Source organism: Rubrivirga sp. SAORIC476, from assembly GCF_002283555.1.
Classification (GTDB): Bacteria; Bacteroidota; Rhodothermia; order Rhodothermales; family Rubricoccaceae; genus Rubrivirga.
Genome location: NZ_MVOI01000003.1, coordinates 1657578 through 1680218, shown reverse-complemented (window position 1 = coordinate 1680218; position 22641 = coordinate 1657578). Strand labels below are relative to the sequence as shown.

The following is a 22641-nucleotide window of genomic DNA, read 5'->3' as shown; positions in this document are numbered from 1 at the left end:
CCGGTCGCGCGCGGGAGATGCGAGAAGGGAAGCACTCGTGTGATTCCGGGAGATCGGAGTTCAGGAGTCCGATTGGGGTGATCACGCGAGAAGAGGTCGATGTGTCGCGTCTAGTGTTGGGCGTGAGGCTTCTCCAAAGTCTCCTCTTCTCGCCCATACCCCGTTTCTCATGTCCGTCTCTCTTCCGTTTACGTTCAAGCCATCGGCCCCGGGAAGCCAGCACTCCGGCAACGGGGGCAGCCTCGCGCTTCAGGGGAGCACGCTGGTGTACTTCATGTCCGACGCGAACAACAACCTGCAGTTCGTCACCCTCGACGTGTCGGGCCTCCAGGAGGGCGACCCGACCAGCGTCGCCACCAACGGCAACTGGGCCGAGACGAGCGCCTCTAGCCGCATCTCTACGAAGAACGGCGCGTCTCTGAAGGCCAGGTATGGCACTGCGGCTGTCGAGCTGGGCGGCAAGGTGTACTGCTTCTGGGTCGACGGCACGAGCAACTCGGACGATGTCTACGCGATGATCCGCAATGCGGATGGGACGTACGAGACCTCCGCGTGGAAGGTGAGAGCGGGCAGCAGCGACTACAGCTCCAGCTCGTCGCTCGCGGCGACCGTCACGCCGGACGGCAGCCGGATCGTGCTGCTGCGGTTCGGGACCTCCTCCATGAACCTCCACAGCCTCGTCCTGGACCCGAACGACCTGTCGATGACCGGCAGCACCTGGACCGGTGCAGAGGGCACCGACCTCGACGTGCAGTCCTACAACTCCAACATCGACGGAGGCTACAGCCAGATGAGCGCGGAGTGGTTCCCGCAGGCGGGCGGCGTCAACTGGATGCTGGCGTCGTTCTACTCGAACACCGACGGCAAGGCCCGCTTCATCCTCTACAAGATCGGAGACGACGGGACGCCGGTCTCGACAGGCTCGTCCGACGTGATGAAGATCCAGACGCTCGCTGGCGTCACGGCCGGGTGCTCGATCACCCGCGATCCGGCTGGCCGGCTCTACGTCCTCTATTCCAACAGCGACCGGGACTTCCGGCAGCGGACGTTCGATACGAACACTCCGCCGACCAGCCAGTTCGAGTGGCCGGATAGCACGCTGCCGTACGGTGCGACCGAGTCCACGGACGTGATGGGCGTGCCCATCTTCATCGCTGCCAATCAGGTCTCGGACCAGTCGGTCTCGGGCACGCAGGACGGGACCTCGCTGTCGTTCACCGACACGACCACGATGGCCCAGTACGGGCTCATCCTCTACGACGATTCCATCCGCGTGATGGTGGGCCTCTACGGGCAGTCGGTGATGGTGCCGTCGGTCTCGCGGATGACGCCGACGAACCCCTCGTCGCGGCTGCTGTCGACGCTGATGGACAGCTTCCCCTTCCCCAACGAGAACCTCGGCTCGTTGGCGCCCTCCCAGTTCAACAGCCCCATCATCGCGTACACGTATGGCGCGTCGAGCCAGACCTCGAACCAGGTCGGGATGAAGGAGACGCTCCAGTTCGGCATCAAGACCGAGGTGGACGCGGGCGTGGCCGAGGAGACGGAGTTCCGTGCAGGGCCGGTCGGCGAGGCCACCGCGACCCAGACCGTCAAGACGACGTCCGGCTTCACGGTGTACACGACCCCTGTTCAGGACCCACCGGACTCTGGCACCGCCCGGATCGGGGCGACGGGCGAGTACTACGGGGCCAGCCCGCCGGACATCGTCGAGATGGCGACGCTCTTCATCGACGCCAGCGGGGTGATCCCGAACGGCGTCGACGCGCCGCTCTTCAGCGCCTTCCGGACGGTCAAGGACATCAACACGCACCGGGTGAGTGGCCAGTTCGCGGCCTACGCCTACACGCCCGGCGACATCGACACGTACCAGGCCTCAGAGATCGACGCCAGGATGCGGGCGCTCTACGACGGGTTGTCGGCGTCGGAGCAGGCGAACCTGGACCCCGGGTATGCGAGCGGCTACATGGAGAACATCGTCCGCCCGAACGCGATGGACCTGGGCGGCGACGGCTACCTCGAGTTCACGGTTGACGGGGCAGGAGGCTCGGCGTCCGAGTACGAGCAGATCGACGAGGTGATGGCTCTCGTCGGGCTGAGCATCCAGGGCAGCGAGTACATCGGCGAGAGCACCGAGACGACGGTCTCGGCGGTGTTCGTCGAGGAGACGTTCTCGGAGAAGGCGCTCGTCGGGATGGACTTCTCGGTCGAGCTGACCGCCCAGTCGACCCAGACGAACTCCTGGGGCATCTCGTTTTCGGCCAACGCGCCGCAGTCGGTCTCCGGCTCGACGGCCTACACGGTCCGCATGTACGTGCTCAAGCCCAGCAACATGTGGGCGCGCGAGCTCCAGTACTTCGGGTCGGGCTCGACCGTGCAGAGCTACGACAGCATCGACTTCGTGACCTCGCAGCCGACCAAGATCGTGTTCGAGGTGCTCGACCCGCAGCCGACCATCGCGTCGTAGCGGATCGAGGTCGGTGTCTCTGTCATCGGCCCGTCCCCGTTCGCAGGGGGCGGGCCGGTTGGCATCGGCGAACCCGGCGCGGCGCAGCGCGTGTGAGCGGCCATGGCGACCAATCCATCACGCGGCGGCGGCAGGCCTCCGAAGGGACAGCGCGGCGCGGCCGCTGCCGGCAAGAACCTCTCGATCAAGGAGCGGGTCGGCGCGCTGAGCAACGTGCCGCCGCTGTTCCGGCTCGTCTGGCAGACCAGCCCGTCGCTGTTCGCGGCCAGCCTGGCGCTGCGGCTCGTCCGCGCGCTGCTGCCGGTGTCGATGCTCTACGTCGGCAAGCTGATCGTGGACGAGGTGGTGCGGCTGGCGGGCGCGTCCCTCACGCTCGACGGGCTGGCGGCCTGGGGCGACGAGCTGAACGGGCTCCTGTGGCTGATCTCCATCGAGTTCGGGCTGGCGGTGCTCTCCGAACTGCTCGCCCGCGCGACCGCCCTCGTGGACTCGCTCCTGGGCGACCTGTTCACGAACGAGACGAGCGTCCGCCTGATGCGCCACGCGGCGGCCCTCGACCTCGCCCACTTCGAGGACGCCGACTTCTACGACCACCTGGAGCGCGCCCGGCGGCAGACGACCGGCCGGATCACGCTGCTGAGCCAGATCCTGGGGCAGGCGCAGGACGCCGTCACCATCGCCACGCTGGCCATCGGTCTGGCGGCCTACGCGCCGCTGCTGCTGCTGCTGCTGATCGTGGCGCTCATCCCGGCCTTCCTGGGTGAGGCCCACTTCAACGCCCAGAGCTACTCGCTGGCCTACTCGTGGACCGCCGAGCGGCGCGAGCTGGACTACCTCCGCTACGTCGGCGCGAGCGACGAGACGGCCAAGGAGGTCAAGGTGTTCGGCCTCAACGACTACCTCGCTCAGCGCTACCACGACCTCGCCGACGCCTACTACCGCGCCAACCGGACGCTCGCCATCCGCCGGGCGTCGTGGGGCGGGCTCCTCTCGATGGTCGGCAGCCTGGGCTACTACGTCGCCTACGCGTTCATCGTCTACCGGACGGCGGCGGGCGCCTTCTCCATCGGCGACCTGACGTTCCTGGCGGGCTCGTTCGGGCGGATGCGCAACCTGCTCCAGAGCATGCTCCAGACGTTCTCGACCGTCAGCGGGCAGGCGCTCTACCTCGCCGACTTGTTCTCGTTCTTCGACATCGTCCCGACCGTCGTCTCGAAGCCGGACGCGCGGCCGGTGCCGGAGGTGATCCAGGAGGGCTTCCGGTTCGAAGGCGTCGGCTTCCGGTACCCCGGCTCGGACCACTGGGCCGTCCGCGACCTGTCGTTCACGCTGCGCGCGGGCGAGGCGCTGGCCCTCGTCGGCGAGAACGGCGCGGGCAAGACGACGCTCGTCAAGCTGCTCGCGCGCCTCTACGATCCCGACGAGGGCCGCGTGCTGCTCGACGGAGTCGACCTGCGGGACTACGACCTCGACAGCCTGCGGTCGGCGGTTGGCGTCATCTTCCAAGACTTCGTCCGCTACCATCTCTCGGCGGCCGAGAACATCGCCGTCGGGCGCATCGAGGAGCGGGCCGACCGACCGCGCATCGAGACGGCCGCCGAACGCTCCCTCGCCGACGCCGTCATCGCGTCCCTGCCGGAGGGCTACGACCAGACGCTCGGGCGCCGCTTCAAGACGGGGACGGAACTCTCGGGCGGCCAGTGGCAGAAGGTGGCGCTCGGCCGTGCCTACATGCGCGACGCCCAGCTCCTGATTCTGGACGAGCCGACGGCCGCGCTCGACGCCCGCGCCGAGTACGAGGTCTTTGAGCGTTTCAAGGACCTCACGCAGGGCAAGACGGCCGTGCTCATCTCGCACCGCTTCTCGACCGTCCGCATGGCGGACCGGATTCTGGTCCTCGAACAAGGCCGCATCGAGGAGGTCGGCACGCACGAGGAGCTGCTGGCGAACGGGCAGCGCTACGCGGAGCTGTTCGAGCTGCAGGCGCAGGGGTACCGGTAGGACGGCGAGTCGTCCGCCTCGGCACCGAGGCGGGCGGGGTCACGGGCGGATCTCGATGGGCGTGCCGTCGGCGACGGCGTCCCAGATCTGGTCCATCTCCGCGTTCGTGACCCCGATGCAGCCGTCGGTCCAGTCGGCCAGGAGATGGAGGCGGCCGAGCCAGCCGAGGCCGTTCGTGATGCCGTGGACCATGATCTGGCCGCCCGGCGCGACGCCTGCGGCCTCGGCGCGCGCGACATCGTCGGCGTCGGGGTACGAGACGTGGATCGAGCGGTGGGCGATGCTCTCGGCGTTGCGCCAGTCGAGGACGTAGGTGCCCTCGGGCGTCCGCTCGTCGCCCTCCCGCTGTTTGTGGCCGACGGGCGCGGCGCCCAGCGAGACCGGGTAGGTCGCCAGGACGGTGCCGTCGCGCAGGAGCGTCAGGGTGCGGTCGCTCTTGTCGACCACGACGCGGTCGGCCTCGGTGCCGGGCGGGAGCGGGGCCGGCGGTCGGTTGGCGGCGACGAGACCGAGGGCGACCCCCGTGAGGGCCGTGAGCAAGAAGAGCAGGCGGCGAGACATGGGCGCGGAGCAGGGCCGTCGTCGGACGGAGCCTCGGTCGCGAGGTTGCCCGCCTCGGCGCCGAGGCGGTTGCATCTTTCCTGCCACCCTGACCCCTGTACCCGCATGTCTCGTCCGTGGTGGCAGACGGCCGTCGTCTACCAGATCTACCCCCGCTCCTTCCAAGACTCGACCGGCTCCGGCTTGGGCGACCTGCCCGGCATCACCGCGCGGCTTCCGTACCTCGCCGACCTCGGCGTCGGCGCGGTCTGGCTGAGCCCGTTCTACCCGTCCCCGCAGGCCGACTTCGGGTACGACGTGTCGGACTACCGCGACGTGGACCCGCCCTACGGCACGCTGGCCGACTTCGACCGGCTGGCGGAGACGGCGCACGGGCTCGGGCTGAAGCTGATCGTCGACTTCGTGCCCAACCACACCTCGGAGCAGCACGCGTGGTTCGTCGAGAGCCGCGCCTCGCGCGACAACCCCAAGCGCGACTGGTACGTCTGGCGTGACCCGGCGCCCGACGGCGGGCCGCCCAACAACTGGGTCAGCTACTTCGGCGGCCCGGCCTGGACGCTGGACGAGACCACGGGCCAGTACTACCTCCACTCGTTCCTGCGCGAGCAGCCGGACCTCAACTGGCGTACCCCGGCCGTCGTCGACGAGATGATGGACACGCTGCGCTTCTGGATGGCGCGCGGGGTGGACGGCTTCCGGATCGACGTGGCGCACCAGATCGCGAAGGACCCGGCCTACCGTGACAACCCGCTCGCCGAGAGGACCGGCCAGATGCACAAGGCGATGGGCATCTACGACACGCTCGTCCACGTCCACGACAAGGGCCACCCGGACGTCCACGACTGGTTCGCGCGCATCCGCCAGACCGTCGACTCCTTCGACGACGCCGAGCGCGTCACGATCGGCGAGATCCACGACTTCGACGACCTCGGCCGCTGGGCCGGCTACTACGGCACACCGACCGCCGGGGGCTCGCTCAGCGGGCTCCACATGCCGTTCAACTTCGGCCTCCTCCCGACGCCCTGGACAGCGGCGGACGTGCGCGCCCACGTCGACGCCATCGAAGCCGTGCTGCCGGAGGGCGCGTGGCCGAACTACGTCCTCGGCAACCACGACGAGCGGCGCCTGGCGACCCGGCTCGGCCCCGCGTCGGTCCGCCTGGCCGGGCTGTTGCTGCTCACGTTGCGCGGCGCGCCGACGCTCTACTACGGTGACGAACTGGGCCTGGAAGAAGTCGATGTGCCGCTGGACCAGCGCCGCGACCCGTGGGCCTTCCGCAGCGGCATCCCGGCGCTGAGCCGCGACGGCTGCCGCACGCCGATGGCGTGGGACGCCTCGCCCGGCGCGGGCTTCTCGGACGCCGAGCCGTCGGCCTTCTGGCTCCCGCTCCACCCGGACCACGCGACGGTCAACGTCGCCACCCAGTCGGCCGACCCGGACTCGCCCCTCGCGTTCTACAGGCGCGCGTTGGCGGTACGTGCCAGTTCGGCGTCGCTCCAGTCCGGCGACTACGCCCCGCTGGACGACGTGCCCGACGACGTGTTCGCGTTCACGCGCGGCGGCGACACCCTCGTCCTGCTCCACCTCGGCGACGGGGCGGCCGAGGTGACAGTCCCGCCAGCGTTCCGCGGCGGGACGGTCCGGCTGGCGACCGACCGTGCCGACGAGAGCACCGAGGTGGGCGGAACGGTGGTGCTCGGGCCGTGGGCGGGAGTGGTGCTGGTCCCCGCCTGACGACCACGCCGCGCGGGCGATGATCGTCAGGAAACGCGGAACGCGAGCGGGTCCGCTCCCGGAGGAGGCGGACCCGCGGCGTGCCGTCCCTGGCCGTTCCTGTCTACTCGCAGAGGAGTTGCGTGGCCCGGTACATCTGCGCCTCGGCGTCCCAGGCGACCCCGATCGCGTGACGGTGGTGGTCGGGGTTGAGGAGGTTCCGCCGGTGCGGCGGGCTGTTCATCCACGAGACGACGGGGGCCGCGCCGACCTCGCGCTGGGGCAGCCACTCGACGGACACCACCTCGTCGGCGTCGTTGACGTATTCGAGGCCGACCGCGTGGGCCCCGGCGATGTTCTCGGCCCGACGGCCCGAGCAGTCCAGGCTGGCGGCCTCCATCCGGTCCGAGAACGTCAGGCCCTCGGGCGTGTCGTGCGCGACGTAGCCCCGGCGGACCATGTCCTCGCTGTGGGCTCGGGCGACGGCGGCGAACGCGTCGGACCACGCGAGAGGGCCGAGGCCGGCCGCCTCGCGCGCCCGGTTCGCCTCGTCGTGTGCGAGCCGCTCGATGCACGCGATGTAGGCCACGTAGGCCGGTGTCGCGCCGGGGGGCAGCATCCCGCCTGCGGCGTCCTCGACCGGCGCGCAGCCCTCGACCGGGCGGAGCGCGCCGGTCCGAGCCGACCAGACCGGACCGGCCTCGGTGACGATCTGGAGGTCGCCGTCGGCCGAGATCGTGAGGGCGGCACCGGGGCCGGGCGCGTCCGCGAGCGCCGACCAGAGGCGCGCGCCGTCGGCGGCATAGACGGCGAGGGTGCCGTCGGGCTGCATCGCGGCGCGGTCGGCGCCCTGGACCGCGACGCCCATCCCACCCAGCCCCCAGACGATCTGGCCGTCGGTGTCGACCACGACGAGGTCTCCGTCGGGGCGGAAGAGGAGGAAGTGGCTTCCGCTCGGCGAGAGGTAGAGGTGGTCGCGAATCAACTCCGCGTTCGATACCGGGAGGGGGGTCTGTGCCCGCGCGGGAAGCGCGGCGAAGGCAACGAGGAGGAGCAGAAGGAAGCGGGTCATGGCGGGATCGGGGGCAGAGCAGGCCGCGCCTCGGCCGACGGCAGCACCGAGGCGCGGCATGGGACTAGCGGACGACCGTGAGCGTCCGCGCGGAGACGGCGCCGTCGGCCCGCACCCGGACCACGTAGACGCCCGTCGCCAGCGCGGCCACGTCGAGCGTCACCTCGTGGTCGCCCGCTGCGCGAAGGCCCTCGGCGGCCACGGCGACCCGGCGGCCGAGCGCGTCGAACACGGCCACCTCGACCTCGCCCGCCTCGGCGAGCGCGAACGCCACGCGCGCCCGGCTGGCGGTCGGGTTCGGCCACACCGCCAGCGCCAGCGCGCCCGCCTCGGGGGCGGTCTCGGACGCGACCGGCCCGGCGCCCGACCCGACGCCCGTCAGCGTGATCTGGTAGGCGCCCGACTGGCCCGTGAACACCGGGAACGCGGCGACGGTGAAGTCGCCGTTCGGGGCCGAGGCGGAGCGGACGGCCTCAAATTCTTGGTTCTGGACAGCGATGATCTGCTCGCCCGCCGCGTTGGTCGGGTTGGCGCCCGCGACCGTCACGCACAGCCGGTAGGTGCCGGCCTCCAGGCCGCGGCCGTCGAGGGCACCGGCGGGGATGCGGGACTGCAACGTGCCGTCGGCGTCGTCGTTGGCCACCACGGCGACGTTGCCGTCGGTGAACAGGATGAGGTCGGTGTCGACGGTGGTGCCGCCCAGCGTGGAGGCGCTGAACGCGCTCACGTCGGTGACCTCGACGGCGTAGCAGTCGGCCGACTCGGGGTCGTCGATCTCACCGGTGATCGTCGTCGCGCCCCTCGCGTCCTGGGGCGCGTCGGGCAGCGCCGGGGCGTCGCCCTGCTCGGCGACCGTGATCGGGCCGCCTGCGTCGTCGCCGACGCGGAGGATGCGGCCGCCGCCGAACTCGGCGATCAAGACGCTCCCGTTGGCAAGGCGCGCGAGCCCGGTCGGTCCGTCGAGGCCGGTCACGAAGTCGATCTGGACGCCGTCGGGGGTGAGGGTAGAGACGCGACCGGCGCCGACCTCGGCAACGAGCACGTTGCCATCGGGAAGGGTGAGCAGCCCGCGGGGGTCTCCGAGCCCGGCGGCGAACGAGGTGAGCTGGGCGCCGTCGAACACCGAGACCCGGTTCCGGCCCGCCTCAGCGATGAGGAGCTGCCCATCCGAGTTGATGCTGAGCCCGTAGGGCCGGTCGAGGCCGGTGGCGTAGTCGGTCCGGTTGCCCTGGGCATCCAGGATCGAGACCCGGTCGCCGTCGACCTCGGAAACGAAGACGCCGCCGCCGAAGGCCGAGAACGGGATCAGCGCGTAGGGGGCTTGGAGGCCGGTCGCGAAGTCGGTCCGGGCGCCGGTGGCAAGGTCGATCGAGGAGACGCGACCGCCCTGGGTCTCGGCCACCAGGAGGCGGCCGTCGAAGAGCGCGAGCCCGGCCGGACGGCTGAGCCCGGTGGCGAGCGGCGTGACGGTCCCGTCGGGGTTGACGAACGAGACCCGGCCACCGTCGACCTCGGAAACCACGATGCGGCCGTCGGGGAGGGCGAGGACGGTCTCGGGCTGGCCGAGGTCCTCGGCGACGACGACCGGCCCCTCGGGCTCGACCTCCACCTGCCCGATCACCGTGACCTGGCCGGTGCCGACCTCAGCGACCAAGACGCGGCCGTCGGCGAGCACCGCGAGGCCGGACGGCCCGTCGGGCCCGGTGGCGAAGTCGGTCCGCTCGCCCTCGGGCGAGAGCGCCGAGACCCGGTCTGCGAAGCGCTCGGAGACGAGGACGCGGCCATCGGCGAGCACCGCGAGGCTGTTCGGCCCGTCGGGCCCGGTGGCGAAGTCGGTCCGCTCGCCCTCGGGCGAGAGCGCCGAGACCCGGTCGGCGTTGGACTCGGTGACGAGGACGCGGCCGTCGGGGAGCACCGCGAGGCCCTCCGGCCCGTCGAGCCCGGTGGCGAAGACGGTCCGCTCGCCCGTGGGCGAGAGCGCCGAGACCCGGCCAGCGAAGCGCTCGGAGACGAGGACGCGGCCATCGGCGAGCACCGCGAGGTCCTCCGGCCCGTCGAGCCCGGTGGCGAAGTCGGTCCGCTCGCCCTCGGGCGAGAGCGCCGAGACCCGGCTGGCGAAGGCCTCGGCGACGAGGACGCGGCCGTCGGGGAGCACCGCGAGGCCCTCCGGCGTGTTGAGCCCGGTGGCGAAGTCGGTCCGCTCGCCCGAGGGCGAGAGCGCCGAGACCCGGCCGGCGAAGTACTCGGCGACGAGGACGCGGCCGTCGGTAAGCTCCGCGAGGCCGGCCGGCCCTTCGAGCCCGGTGGCGAAGACGGTCGGGCCGGGGTCCACCTGCCCGATCACCGAGACCCGGCCGGCGTTGAACTCGGCGACGAGGACGCGGCCGTCGGCGAGCACCGCGAGGGCGAACGGCCCTTCGAGCCCGGTGGCGAAGTCGGTCCGCGCGCCTTCGGGCGAGAGCGCCAAGACCCGGCTGAAGTTGAACTCGGCGACGAGGACGCGGCCGTCGGCGAGCACCGCGAGGCCGATCGGCTGGCCGAGCCCGGTGGCGAAGTCGGTCCGCTCGCCCTCGGGCGAGAGCGCCAAGACCCGGCCGGCGGAGGGCTCGGAGACGAGGACGCGGCCGTCGGCGAGCACCGCGAGGCCGTTCGGCGCGGAGAGCCCGGTGGCGAAGTCGGTCCGCTCGCCCTCGGGCGAGAGCGCCGAGACCCGGCCGGCGTTGGACTCGGCGACGAGGATGCGGCCGTCGGCGAGCACCGCGAGGCCTCTCGGCGAGTTGAGCCCGGCGGCGAAGTCGGTCCGCGCGCCCTCGGGCGAGAGCGCCGAGACTCGGCCGGCGTCAGCCTCGGAGACCAAGACGCGGCCGTCGGCGAGCACCGCGAGGTCGCTCGGCCCGGAGAGCCCGGTGGCGAAGTCGGTCCGCGCGCCCTCGGGCGAGAGCGCCGAGACCCGGTCGGCGTCGCGCTCGGCGACCAAGACGCGGCCGTCGGCCAGCACGGCGAGGGCGGTCGGCGAGTCAAGCCCGGTGGCGTAGGCCGTATTCTGGGCCGCGGCGGAAGGTGCGAGGGCGAGGGCGGCGAGGGCCGCCAGCGCGAGGAGGGTGGAGCGAAGGGTCATGGAGGGTGTCGGTGGGACGGGGCGGCGCAGCGTGGGCGTTCGGTCGCGCTGCGTTGCCAAAGAGGGTGTCAGTCCGATAGCGAGAAATCGAGGCCCCGACTGCCACGGCCGCGTCACGTCGGGCGGCGGGAGCGCGCGGAGGGCCGGAACCAGGGCGGCCTCTCGCTACACACGTGAGTAGATGTGGGGACCGGACAACCTCCCGTCCGCCCGGCTCCATGGCCCGGCATAAACCGCTGGGAATCGGACGAAAGCCGCCGGATTCCGGACGTCGGTTCGGTGTTCGGCCCCGGTGTCTTATGGGAGACCTGCGGGCACCGGGTCAGCCGTCGGGCGCGGGGCCCTCGAACGCGGAGGGCGCGACGCCGAACGCCGCGCGGAAGGCGGCCCGGAACCCCGACACGCTCCGGAACCCGACCCGGTGGGCCACCTCCTTCACGCACCGGGTGCCGCCGGCCAGGAGCGCTGCGGCGTGCTCCAGGCGGAGCCGGCGGAGAAACGCGCCGGGCGTCTCGCCGGTGGCGTCGCGCACCCGCCGCCGCAGCTGGCGCGGGCTGAGCCCGACGGCCCGGGCGAGCTCGACGGCCCCGAACGCCGGGTCGCCCAGCCGCTCGCGCGCGACCCCCACCATGTCCGCGATGAGGTGGGGGAGGTCGGGCGGGGTGGGGCGGCCTCGGGCGAGCGCCACGACGAGCCGGTCGTGGCAGGCCCGAGGCGAGAGTAGCACGACCGGCACGTCGCGCGTTCGGGGATCGGCCTCGAGCGCCGCCGTGAGCGCCAGGCCGTCCGCGTCGGGGAGCCGGAGGGCCGAGACGACCAGGCCGGGCACGTCGGCGGCCACGGCGGCCTGGGCCGCCTCGGCGGTCGGCGTGAGCACGACGGCGAACGCGTCGGCCAGCGCGGGCGCCAGTCGCCGGGCCTCGCCGACGAGCACGGCGACCGGCTTGCCGGCGGTCGGCCCGTCGGCGCGGGCGTCCGGGGCGGTCGCCCGAACCGAGGGGGGCTCGCTCCCCGGGTCGGCCGCCCGAGTCGTCGCGCGCCCGTCGCGGCCCGGCACCCCCGCGTTGGCCTGGGGGGACCACGGAGCGGGGCTGGGGCGGAGCAGGCGGGGGAAGGCGGTGTCGGGCGACCGGGAGAGCATGGGGGAAGGGTGAGCCACCCCGTAAGCGGAATCCTGGCGCGTCGACTGCCACCGTGCCTGAGAAAAGTGGCGGCCCGAATAAAAACCCGTTACCATCGAGGCCGCTCCCATGCTTCGTGCCGAGACCACCGCCCTCTTCCAGGCCGCCCGCGAGGGCGACGCACGTGCGGCGGACGCGCTGTTTCCCCACGTCTACGGCGAGCTCCGGCGGCTGGCTCAGGCCCGGATCGCCGGCGAGTCCGGCGTGGTGACCGTCTCGGCGACCGGCCTTGTCCATGAGGCGTACCTCAAGCTGGTCGAGGGGGGCGACTGGTCCGACCGGGCCCACTTTGCGGCCGTCGCGGCACGTGCGATGCGGCAGATCCTGACCGACCGCGCCCGGGCGCGCAACGCAGCCAAGCGGGGGGGCGCCGCCCGCGCGGTCACGCTCGACGCCGACCTGGCCGGCCTCGCGGAGACAACCTCCGAGCAGGTCCTCGCGGTGGACGACGCCCTCGAACAGCTCGCCGCCCGCGACGCCCGCCTGGCCGAGCTGGTCGAACTCCGCTTCTTCGGCGGCCTGGAGGTGGCCGAGGCCGCCGAGGCGCTCGGCATCTCCGTGCGCACGGCCGCCCGCGACTGGGCCCGTGCCAAGGCCCATCTCCACGACATCCTCTGACCGGGCATGGACTCCCAACGCTGGAGCGTCATCGACGCCGAACTCGCCCGCGCCCTCGACCTCGAGGAGGACGAGCGAGCCGCCCACCTCGCGACGCTCGACGACGACCTGCGCGCCGACGTCGAGCGCCTGCTGGCGGTGGCCCTCGCTGACGACCCACTCCTCGATCACCCCGAACGGGTCGTCGAGACCCTCGCCGACGACGGGGGGGGCGTGGTGGAGGGCGAGCGGGTCGGGCCGTACCGGATCGAGGCGCTCGTGGGGGAAGGGGGGATGGGACGGGTGTACCGTGCCCACCGGGCCGACGGCGCCTTCGACCAGACCGTCGCCGTCAAGGTTGTCCGCCAGTCGCTGACGCTGGCCGGGTCCGACGTGGCCGCCCGGCTCCGCCGCGAGCGCGAGCTCCTGGCCACGCTGGACCACCCCGGCATCGCGCGCCTCCTTGACGGCGGCGAGACCGACGACGGCGTGCCGTACCTCGTCACCGAGTTCGTCGACGGCGAGCCGCTCACGACCTGGGCCGACGCGCGCGACCTCGGCCTGCGCGACCGCGTGCGGCTGATGGCCGAGGTGGCGCGGGCCGTCGACCACGCGCACCGCCGGTTCGTGGTCCACCGCGACCTCAAGCCGTCCAACGTGCTCGTGACCGAGCGCGACGGCGCGGCGCGGCCGGTGGTCCTAGACTTCGGCATCGCCAAGCTGATGGAAGCGGCCGGGGACGATGGCACCGGCGCGTTCCCGCTCACGCGGACCGGCATGCGGATGCTGACGCCGGCCTACGCGGCGCCCGAACTCTACGAGCCGACGACGACGGTCACGACGGCAGCCGACGTGTACGGCCTCGGCGCGCTCCTCTACGAACTGATCACGGGGCGCCGCCCGCACGACGACCACTCGGCGACGGGCCCGCCGACGACCGAGCCGACCCGGCCCTCGCGCGTGGTCACGGAGCCGACCGACGCGCCGCTGGCGGAGCCGACTACGCGCTCCCGCATGCTCCGCGGCGACCTCGACACGATCTGCCTCAAGGCGCTCCACCCGGACCCCGCCCGGCGCTACGCCTCTGCCGCCGACCTCGCCGACGACCTCGCCCGCCACCTCGACGGCCGCCCCGTCGAGGCCCGGCCGGACTCGCTGGCGTACGTCGCCAGCCGTTTCGTGCGCCGCAACCGGGTGCCCGTCGTCGCAGCGGCCGTCGCCGTGCTTGCGCTCGTCGGCGGGCTCGGGTTTTCGCTGCTCTCTCTCTCAGCGGAGCGCGAGGCGCTTGCTGAGTCGGAGGCGCAAGCGCATCGCGCCGAGCGCTCGGCGGAGCAGGCCACCACGGCGGCGCAGGTGCTCCTGGACATCTTCGAGAGCGCCAATCCAGACGTGACGGATGGCCGCGTGCTCACAGCCCGCGAGGCGCTTGACCTCGGTCTGGAACGCGTCGGTGCTCTGGAATCCGATCCGCTTCGCGGCTTCCTTCTCGCCATGCTCGGGGAGACCTATCTCAACCTGGGCGATGCCGCTCTCGCAGACTCCCTCCTGACCGCGAGCGTCAGCCTTCTCGACTCGACCACGACCCCGCCCTTGGAACTCGGGCAGGCCTACAACGCCCTCGCACGGCTCCGCGGTGCCGAAGGAGATCTCCGCTCCGCGCTCAGCTACATCGACCTTGCGCACACCTTCGCGTCTCGTGCTGTGCGGGAAGGAGGACCAGAACTCACCCCACTGGATGACAGGAATCTCCTCCTCTTCAGCGTGATGCGGGACTACTCGTGGCTCCACACGGAGAACGGGGACACCGGTGCGGCGGTGGACTGGGCAACCCGCGCCGTCGAGATGGCACGGGGAGGGGGCGCTGCCGAGCGAAACTGGGGGCATGCGTACCAGGCCCTCGGCGACGCGCTGAGTGCGGACGGGCGCCACGGCGACGCTGTGGAGGCACTCCGCGAGTCCGTACGCCTCACGGAACAGTCAGAAAAGCCTGACTCCAGCGCGCTGTTCTACAACCGGAATGCCCTCGCGCTGGCGTTGGCAAAAGACGGGCAGGGTCGCGAGGCGGTGGGTATTTCGCGCGGAGCGGTGGAAGGCATCCGTCAGCTTTTCGGAATCTCCAGTCTCCGGGGTGGAGAGGCGTTGGGGATCCTCGGCACGATCTACCTCTTGGATGGTCAGAACCGAGCCGCAACGGCGTACCTGGACTCGGCGCGCGTGGTGCTGGGAGGGGTGGGGCTGGGCGAGATCGTGTGGACCGGACAGCGGATCGCCGAACTCGCCTGGGCGCGGAACCGGCTCGGCGAGTCGGCTGCCGCCGAGGCTGCCGCCCGCGACGCGCTCCGGATCGCCGAGGCCAACGACGACGACGCGCTGCGGGCGCTGGGCCGAGCGCAACTCGGGCTCGCGCTCGTCGCCCAGGGCCGCCGCGCGGACGGCCGCGCCGAGCTCCGGGCCGCCGAGGCCGCGCTGGCCCCCGACGACCCGGCCACGAGACCGCTCCTCGGCGAGGTCCGCCGCGCGCTCGCGGACGCCTGAGGCGCGCGCGGGAGGTCACGCCGAAGGCTACGGCGTCCGCGGCGGCAGCGTGCCCTGTGGCCGCGGCTGCGCCGCCGCCACTCGCGGTAGGCCGCGACCTGCGTCTCGGTCAGGACGGCCTCGATCTGGCGGTCTGTCTCGCCAGGCTTGGTGTCGCGGTCTCCGTCCCGAGGCGAGCCGACCTGTCCACCCGGCCCGCGGCGGCAGCGTCGGGGTCGCAGGCAGCCAGGTGGGCGACGAACGGCAGGGTCGGGGCCCGTTGTTCAGACGGTGTTCAGGTTTCGTCCCGATCCCTCGTCACTCGCGCCAGGGAGGTGCGACGGCGTAGTCGCGACGCCGATGGGAGACGAAGAGGGACGGGGCCTCCGAATCGTCACACCGGACCGGCCCCGGGCGGCGTTACCCTCCCCGCTCCACGACCGCCTTCCCCGTGACCCGCGTCCTGCTCCTCGTCCTCGCCTTTGCCGCCTCGGCCTCCGCGTCCACCGACCCGCCCACGCCGCGCTGGGGCGAGCACGGCCACCGCCTCATCGGCCGCGCCGCCACCGACGCCCTCCCGGACGCCATGCCGTCGTTCTTCCGCGACGCCGCCGAGCAGCTGTCCTACCTCAACCCCGAGCCCGACCGCTGGCGCTCCCGCACCGAGGGCGACCTCGACCGCGCCCTCGGCAACGCCGGCGCCGCCGAGCACTACATCGACCTGGAACTGGTCCCGGATAGCGCCCTCCATGCCACCGACCGCCTCGCCTTCGCCGACTCGCTCGTCGCCCACGGCGAGCGCTCCGGGAAGGTGGGCCTGTTGCCCTACGTCATTCTCGAACTGACCCAGCGCATCCGCATCGGCTTCCGCCTGTGGCGTGCGGCCGAGACCGACCAGGAGCGCGCCTGGATCGAGGCCCGCATCCTCAACGACGCCGGCATCCTCGGCCACTACGTCGCCGACGGCGCCAACCCCCACCACACCACCATCCACTTCAACGGGTGGGCGGGGGACGACGGCCGCTTCGCCACCCTGGAGCGCGGCATCCACTACCGGTTCGAGAGCGCCTACGTGGAGTCCCACATCGCCCTCCCGGAGGTCGAGGCCGCGCTCACCGCGCCGACTCGGGACCTCGGGCCTCTGCGCCCCGCCATCTGGGACTACGTCGCCACCACCCACGAGCTCGTCGTGCCGCTCTACGAGCTCGACGAGGCCGAGTCGTTCGGGCCTGAGACGACCGGCGAGGCCCACCGCGCCTTCGCCGTCGACCGCCTCGCCGCGGGGGCCGCGATGCTCCGCGACCTCTGGTGGACCGCCTGGGTCACCAGCGACGACGAGGAGTAGTCCCCGGTCCGGGCAGTGTGAGGAGGTGTTGGCCGTCGGCGCTCAGCGCGCCCGCCGGAGTTCCATCCCGGTCGGGTCACCGGTCGCTTCCATCACGAGCGCCCCTTCCGCCACGCGGACGCTCGTCACCCGGAGCGGCAGGTCCTCGTCCGTCAGGTCCACCACGGGGTTGATCTGCTGGGAGACCGCCCGCGCCAGCGTCCCGCCCAGCCCGATCCCGGCCGCGCGGACACTCTCGACCTCCAGGTCCACCACGCCGCCGCGGGCCACGAGCCGCCCCCGCACCTCCGCCCCCACGGGGATGCGGACGCCCTGGAGCGTGCCCTCCAGCCGGATCGTCATGCGGTCCGGCGCGGCCAGCGTCAGGCGCGCGTCCGCGACGCCGCGCTGGGTGCCGAGGTAGGCCGACAGGTCGGACGGGAGGAGGCGGGCCGTTCCGCGGGCGCTCTCGACGCGTGTCAGCCGCCGCGTGCTGCGGTCGAAGGCCACGCCCCGCAGGTCGATGTCGAGGCGGTCCACGACCGGCGCGTCCTCGCGCGCCACCCGTCGCCCGACCACCTGCACCGCCTCGGCTGTCCCGTCTCCGAGGCGGAGGCCCTCGACGGTGGCGTCGTAGGAGTCGGCCGGGCCCAGCGCCTCCGGGAGCGCCGCTTCGATCTCGGCCTCGACGCGACCCGAGAGGTCGCAGCCGGTCAGGAGGACGGCCGCCAGCGCGGCCACGAGGAGGGGGGAGAGCAGGCGCATGGGCGGTGGATGATCGGTTCTCGGCGAGGTTCCTGCGTTCAGAGGTGAGCCCGTCCGGTCCACGCCGCTTCGGTTGGCGTTCGGATGATCCTCTCTATACTCAGACGACGTATGAACAGGGGGTTGGCCGAACGCCCCGGAGGACGGCATCGCAGTCCGTTCGGCCTTCCCGCGCTCACACTGGAGTGCGTCGGCGTGTGTTTCCCTGGCCCTACCCCATGACTGCTACCCTGCCCCTCCCCGCAGAGGCGCCCCCGGCGCTTCCGGTCCCGTCCGCCCCTCCCGACGGGATCGACGACGAGACGCTCGACATCGACGTCGCCCGCCTGCTCGACGTCGTCGGCCACCGCCCGGACGCGCCCGAGAACGGCGCCCGCGTCTACGAGCAGCTTCGCCGGATGGCGAGCGTCCACCGGCTCCGCTACATGGGCACGCCGTCGGTCTGCACGACCGCGCTCGTCCACGAGGCGTACCTCAAGCTGGCCCGCTCCTCGATGGCCTTCCGGAGCCGCGCCCACTACATGATGACGCTCTCGCGCGCCATGCGGCAGGTGCTCCTGACGTACGCCGAGGCGCGCTGCACGCAGAAGCGCGGCGGCGGGCGGCGGCCGCTGTCGCTCGACGAGACGGCCGCGGTCGTGGTCACCGACACCGAGGCCGCCGAGATCGCGGGCATCGGCGAGGCGTTGAAGCGACTCGAACGGGTCGACGCCCGCGGCGCTCGCGTGGTCGAGTGCCGCTTCTTCGCGGGCCTCACCGTCGATGAGACCGCCGCCACGCTCGGCCTCTCGCCCGCCACCGTGACCCGCTGCTGGCGGTCGGTGCGCGTCTGGCTGTACCGCGAACTGACGGCCGAGGCCTGACCGTGATGGCCGCCCCACCAGACCCGGCCGACCTCCCCGACGACGCGCCCGAGGCCGAGCAGGCCGAGGCGCTGTTCGACCGACTCCTCGCCGGCCCCCTCCACCTCGCCGGGGCCGACGGTCTGGAGGCGCCGACCCACGCCGGACCCTGGGTCCTCGGCGCGCGGATCGGCACGGGCGGCCTGAGCACCGTCTACGTCGCCATCCGCCCGACGGCCGCCGGGCCGCAGCGTGCGGCCGTCAAGCTGGCCAAGCGCTCCGGCGACGAGACGGCCGCCCTGTTCGCCCACGAGGCCCGCCTCCTGCAACGCCTGCCGACCCCCGCCGTCGCCCACCTCCTCGACGCGGGCGAGAGCGCCGACGGCCGGGCCTACCTCGCCCTGGAGCGCATCGAGGGGCGGTCCGTGAGCGCCGTCGCGCGCGACCAGACCGTCTGGGAGCGGCTCCTGCTGCTGTGGCGCGTCTGCCGCGCCGTCGACGGCCTCCACCAGCAGGAGGTGGTCCACGGCGACCTCAAGCCCGACCACCTCGTCCTCCGCCCGGACGGGACCGTCGTGGTGCTCGACCTCGGGCTGGCGCGCGACCTCCGCGACCCGGCGGCGCCCGCGAGCGGCCGGCGGCTCGGCCTCACGCCCGAGTTCGCCGCGCCCGAGCAGATCCTCGGCGAGCCCGTCGGCACCGCGGCCGACGTGTACGCGCTGGGGCTCGTGATCCGCGAGGTGCTGGAGGGCCGCCGCACGCACGTCCCCTGGGCCGTCGGCGGCGAGACGGACGCGGAGATCGACCTCTCGGAGGCCGCCCCCGGTGCGTCGGGCGCCCTCATCGGGCGTTACGTTGGGGAGGTTCTCCGGACGGCCCTCCAGACCGACCCGGCACGGCGGTACCCCACGGCCGGCGTCCTCGCCTGCGCCCTGGACGACGTGCTCGACGCGGTCGCCGAGGCGCCCCGTCTCGCGTGAGTCCTCGCGAGACGCCTCCGGTCCCTTCCGTCGCGTCCCCCCGATATGAGAGTCAAGCTGATCGTCGTCCACTCCGAGCGCGGCGGCGAGCCGCGGTCCTACGTGCTGGACCAGGACGCGATCGTGATCGGCCGGGCAGGCACCTGCGACCTGCCCCTCGACGACCCCGACCGCGTCGTCAGCAAGCAGCATGCCGAGCTGCGCGTCGAAGGCGACGCCCTGCGCGCGGTCGACCTGGGCAGCAAGAACCACACGTTCGTGGACGGCGAGCGCGTCGGCATGAACGGCCTGCCCGTCCGCGACGGCGCCGTGCTCACGATGGGCCCCTTCCAGGTGACCGTCCAGATCGAACGCGACGTGATGGTGGCCGACGACCTCGACCGGACCGTCTTCGGGGCCGCCTTCAACCCGGTCGGCGAGGAGGCCGAGGCGCTCGCCTCCGCCCTCGGCGACCTCCGCCGTGCCTTCGGCGGCCTCGCCCAGCCCGACCGCGCCGACGCCCTCCGGATGGCCCTCCGCGGCGCCCTCGGCCCCGGCCCCGACGCCGACGTGCTGGCCGCGCTCGTGGCCCCCGGCGACCCGCTCGCGCCCGCCGTCCCCGCACCGTCGCCGCTGGCCGCGCCGCCGCCCATCGACCCGCCGCCCGGCTGGCCGGACGCCGCGCCTCCTGCCGACGACATCTTCGGCGGCCCCATCCCCGGCGGCGACCCGTTCGGCGACCCGGTCTCGGACCCGTTCGCCGTGCCGCCTCCCGCCTCGGCGACGCCGCCAGCGCCCGCACCGCCCCCGGTGCCAGACGGCCCCGACGACCTGCACCGCGCGTTGGCGGCCGTGGTGGTCCGCCTGATCAGCATCCCCGGCAAGTTCCGGCACGAGTTCCTGGGCCACACCGTCATCCACGCCCCCGAGACGGCATTCCTCTTCGACGCCGACGAGGCCGCGCTCCTGCGCCACCTCACCACCGACGACCCGGCTCTCCGCGCCGACCGCCTCCGCCTGCTCGACGATGCCGCCGAGGCGGTCCTCCAGCACCACCAGAGCCTGCTGGAGGGCTACCGCGCCGCTGCCAAGGAGGGCGCTGCCGTTCTCGTCAACGGCCTCGACCCCGACGTGATCGGCGACCAGGCCAAGGCGGGCGGCCTGCTCCAGGGGAAGGAGCGCGCCATCCTCGACCTCGTCCGCGAGCGCTGCGCGATGATGCGCGGCGAGGACTTCGCCGCCGCCGAGCGCCGCGTCTACCGTCCGATCTTCTCCCGCGCCTACCTCGACACCCTGGCGCACGCCCGCGCCGCGTCCTCCTCGACCCCATGACCCGTCTCCCGCTCGCCCTCGTCGCCGTCCTCGCGCTCGCCTCCGGCGGATGCGGCCTGTTGGGAGGGGGCGGAGGGCCCGTCGTCGCGGACACCCCACCGGATGCGCCCGCGGCCCTGCCGCCGGGCCCGACCGCCTTCACGCTCGTCGGCGAGGCCGAGATGAACGCGGGCGGCAACGCGGCGCGCCTCTACCTGTACCCGCTCGTGAGCGACGCCACGTTCCTCGCGACGCCCATCCAGGTCTTCTGGGCCGACCCCGAGGCCGCCCTCGCCGATGACCTGAGCGGGCCCGTTCGCGACGCGACCGTGCGGCCGGGCAGCACGGCCTCGCTGGAGGAGGTGACGCTCGACGGCGCCCCCTTCCTCGGCATCGCCGCCGACCTGCGGGCGCCCAGCGGCGACGCGTGGCGGGCCGTCCTCCCGGCCTCGCAGGTGCGCGGGAAGACGATCCGCGTGACGGTGACGGAGGGCGGCCTGGTGGTGACCTCGCAGTAGCCCCGCCTCGGCACCGAAGCAGACGAAGTCGAGGAGGAGTGAGCCTATCCTTCGACGCTCACTCCGTCCCGATGCTGCGTCTGCATTCCGTCTGCCTCCTCGTGCTCGCCCTCACGCTGGGGGCGAGCGCCAACGCCCAGGGCGCGCTCGACGACACGACCGCCTGGGAACCCCTCGGCGACGCCCGGCAGCAACTCCAGGCGTTCACCTTCTCCGGCGATCCCGACCACCCCACCATCTGGGGTGGGGACTCTGGCGTCTACCGCCTCGACCAGATCGACGGGGCATGGGAGCAGGTCTTCTTCTTCCCACAGGGCGGGCCGATGTTGTTCTTGGGCGATCCCTTCGGCGAGCCCCCTCCCGACACGCTCTTCGTCGGACGAGGCCTCTACCGTTCCGTCGATGGCGGCGAGACCTTCGATCGAGTCGAGAGCCCGGCCGGTGGGTCGGACGGACGCATCAGCCCGGGTGGCGCCCTTGACCAGTTCCCGCCCGACTCGCCCTACCCCGGCCGCCTCGTCTCCGGCGACCCGCCCACAACCGTCTACTCCGATGATGGCGGCGACACCTGGACCCGCGCTGAGACCACGCCTTACTTCCAGGCCTTCCGCCTCCACACCTTCCGCTCTGGCCGCGTCGTCGCGGCGGGGTTCTACGGCGCCATTCTCTCGCGTGACGGCGGGCAGACCTACGAGCCTGTGCCCGCGCTCTACGACACGACGCGGATCGGCTTTGATCTCACGGAGATGGTGATGCTCGACGGCTTCGTGACGGGCCGCCCGGGCGAATCCGGGGAGGGGCGCCTGCTGGTGGTCGGCACGCAGGCGGGCCGTCCGAGCACGTATGTATGGGCCTCGGACGACGAGGGCGAGACGTGGCGTGAGATCTACGCCTTCGAGTACAGCGGCTCGCTCTCGATCACCGACCTGCCGGCCTTGGGGGGGGGCGGCCCGGGCTGGGCGGTGGCCTCCGACGCGTTCGCGGGCCGGGTTTGGGCGACGACCGACGGCGGGGAGACGTGGCGGCGGATCGGGAAGGTGCCGGGGGTGGGGAGCAACGACACGGTCTCGGAGGTGGTGGAGGTGGGCCCGGATGGCCGGTTGTACGCGGGGACGGTGCGGATCGGGAATCTGGCATCGTGGTCGTACCGGTCGCGAGGCCGGGTGGCGGAGGCGATGCAGCCGGTAGCGCGCGAGGTGGAGCCCGGGGTGCCCGTCTCGGTGGGCGTGTCGGTCTGGCCGAACCCGACGGGCGGGGCGGTGACGGTGGGGCTGTCGCTGGTGTCGCCGCAGGCGGTGCGGGTGAGCGTGCTCGACGCGCTGGGCCGCGAGGTGGCGGTCGTCCACGATGGCGCGGCGACGGACGGCCAGCGGCTCCGGCTGGACACGGAGGGCTGGCCGGTGGGCGCCTACACAGTCCGCGTCACCACCGAGGCCGCAGGTCCCGGGCGCGGGGCGGGGCAGGCGAGCGCAGGGCTGACGGTCGTGCGATAGAGACGCAGAACAGCAACGAACCACCCTCTTGTCATCCTGAGCGAAGCGAGCGCTAGCGAGCGCAGTCGAAGGATCTCTGCCGAGCACGAGGTCCCGAGTCGATAGAGATCCTTCGACTCCGGCCGAAGACGGCCTCCGCTCAGGATGACAGGGCCAAGGGTCGTGGTCGATCTGACGAGTGCGAGCGTCGATCTGACGAGTGCGA

The 22641-nt window shown here is 72.7% G+C and carries 16 protein-coding genes; 11 read left to right on the top strand and 5 right to left on the bottom strand.

The window, feature by feature from the left end:
* Window positions 1-169 precede the first annotated feature (169 nt).
* Both B1759_RS08860 and B1759_RS08855 read left to right on the top strand, forming a co-directional pair.
* Complete coding sequence (locus B1759_RS08860; protein ID WP_095514650.1) at window positions 170-2467, top strand: hypothetical protein; 2298 nt, start codon at window positions 170-172, stop codon at window positions 2465-2467.
* A 102-nt stretch (window positions 2468-2569) separates the two neighbouring features.
* Window positions 2570-4468: an ABC transporter ATP-binding protein gene (locus B1759_RS08855; RefSeq protein ID WP_095514649.1), complete on the top strand. Its 1899-nt coding sequence runs from the start codon at window positions 2570-2572 to the stop codon at window positions 4466-4468.
* 39 nt (window positions 4469-4507) lie between these two features.
* Here the strand turns inward: B1759_RS08855 and B1759_RS08850 are convergent, their stop codons facing one another.
* Window positions 4508-5029, bottom strand: a complete 522-nt coding sequence (locus tag B1759_RS08850; protein ID WP_095514648.1) for a murein L,D-transpeptidase family protein — start codon at window positions 5027-5029, stop codon at window positions 4508-4510.
* 105 nt (window positions 5030-5134) lie between these two features.
* Here B1759_RS08850 and B1759_RS08845 point away from each other — a divergent pair, with 105 nt between their 5' ends.
* Window positions 5135-6763: an alpha-amylase family glycosyl hydrolase gene (locus B1759_RS08845; RefSeq protein ID WP_095514647.1), complete on the top strand. Its 1629-nt coding sequence runs from the start codon at window positions 5135-5137 to the stop codon at window positions 6761-6763.
* Between the two features lie 103 nt (window positions 6764-6866).
* On the opposite strand, the gene B1759_RS08840 is transcribed toward B1759_RS08845, so the two are convergent.
* The 3 genes from B1759_RS08840 to B1759_RS08830 form a co-directional block, all read right to left on the bottom strand.
* Window positions 6867-7814, bottom strand: coding sequence for a CAP domain-containing protein (locus tag B1759_RS08840; protein WP_143537319.1), 948 nt, complete (start codon window positions 7812-7814; stop codon window positions 6867-6869).
* Between the two features lie 64 nt (window positions 7815-7878).
* The gene (locus tag B1759_RS08835) at window positions 7879-10932 is read right to left on the bottom strand and encodes a T9SS type A sorting domain-containing protein (RefSeq protein ID WP_095514646.1); all 3054 of its coding nucleotides are present in this window, start codon (window positions 10930-10932) and stop codon (window positions 7879-7881) included.
* Between the two features lie 322 nt (window positions 10933-11254).
* On the bottom strand, window positions 11255-12073 hold the full coding sequence (locus tag B1759_RS08830) for a helix-turn-helix transcriptional regulator (RefSeq protein ID WP_143537318.1): 819 nt from the start codon (window positions 12071-12073) through the stop codon (window positions 11255-11257).
* Window positions 12074-12182: 109 nt separating this feature from the next.
* On the opposite strand from B1759_RS08830, the gene B1759_RS08825 reads away from it, so the two are divergent.
* The 3 genes from B1759_RS08825 (at window position 12183) to B1759_RS08815 (ending at window position 16569) form a co-directional block, all read left to right on the top strand.
* Window positions 12183-12731: an ECF-type sigma factor gene (locus tag B1759_RS08825; RefSeq protein ID WP_095514644.1), complete on the top strand. Its 549-nt coding sequence runs from the start codon at window positions 12183-12185 to the stop codon at window positions 12729-12731.
* 6 nt (window positions 12732-12737) lie between these two features.
* Window positions 12738-15245: a serine/threonine-protein kinase gene (locus B1759_RS08820; protein ID WP_143537317.1), complete on the top strand. Its 2508-nt coding sequence runs from the start codon at window positions 12738-12740 to the stop codon at window positions 15243-15245.
* Window positions 15246-15675: 430 nt separating this feature from the next.
* Window positions 15676-16569 (top strand): nuclease, encoded by an 894-nt coding sequence (locus tag B1759_RS08815; RefSeq protein WP_095514642.1) that lies wholly within the window; start codon window positions 15676-15678, stop codon window positions 16567-16569.
* A gap of 42 nt (window positions 16570-16611) precedes the next feature.
* Here B1759_RS08815 and B1759_RS08810 read toward each other — a convergent pair whose 3' ends face one another.
* The gene (locus B1759_RS08810) at window positions 16612-17313 is read right to left on the bottom strand and encodes a DUF2993 domain-containing protein (RefSeq protein WP_158225185.1); all 702 of its coding nucleotides are present in this window, start codon (window positions 17311-17313) and stop codon (window positions 16612-16614) included.
* Between the two features lie 218 nt (window positions 17314-17531).
* On the opposite strand from B1759_RS08810, the gene B1759_RS08805 reads away from it, so the two are divergent.
* From B1759_RS08805 to B1759_RS08785, 5 genes are all read left to right on the top strand, one after another.
* A complete protein-coding gene (locus tag B1759_RS08805; protein WP_095514640.1) occupies window positions 17532-18176 on the top strand; it encodes an ECF-type sigma factor in 645 nt (214 codons plus the stop codon).
* A 5-nt stretch (window positions 18177-18181) separates the two neighbouring features.
* Entirely contained in the window at window positions 18182-19135 is a 954-nt protein-coding gene (locus tag B1759_RS08800) for a serine/threonine-protein kinase (protein ID WP_095514639.1), read from the top strand.
* A gap of 45 nt (window positions 19136-19180) precedes the next feature.
* Window positions 19181-20446, top strand: coding sequence for an FHA domain-containing protein (locus B1759_RS08795; RefSeq protein WP_095514638.1), 1266 nt, complete (start codon window positions 19181-19183; stop codon window positions 20444-20446).
* Window positions 20443-20943: a type VI secretion system lipoprotein TssJ gene (tssJ, locus tag B1759_RS08790; protein ID WP_095514637.1), complete on the top strand. Its 501-nt coding sequence runs from the start codon at window positions 20443-20445 to the stop codon at window positions 20941-20943. Before B1759_RS08795 ends, tssJ begins: the two co-directional genes overlap by 4 nt.
* A gap of 71 nt (window positions 20944-21014) precedes the next feature.
* A complete protein-coding gene (locus tag B1759_RS08785; protein WP_095514636.1) occupies window positions 21015-22436 on the top strand; it encodes a T9SS type A sorting domain-containing protein in 1422 nt (473 codons plus the stop codon).
* Window positions 22437-22641 lie beyond the last annotated feature (205 nt).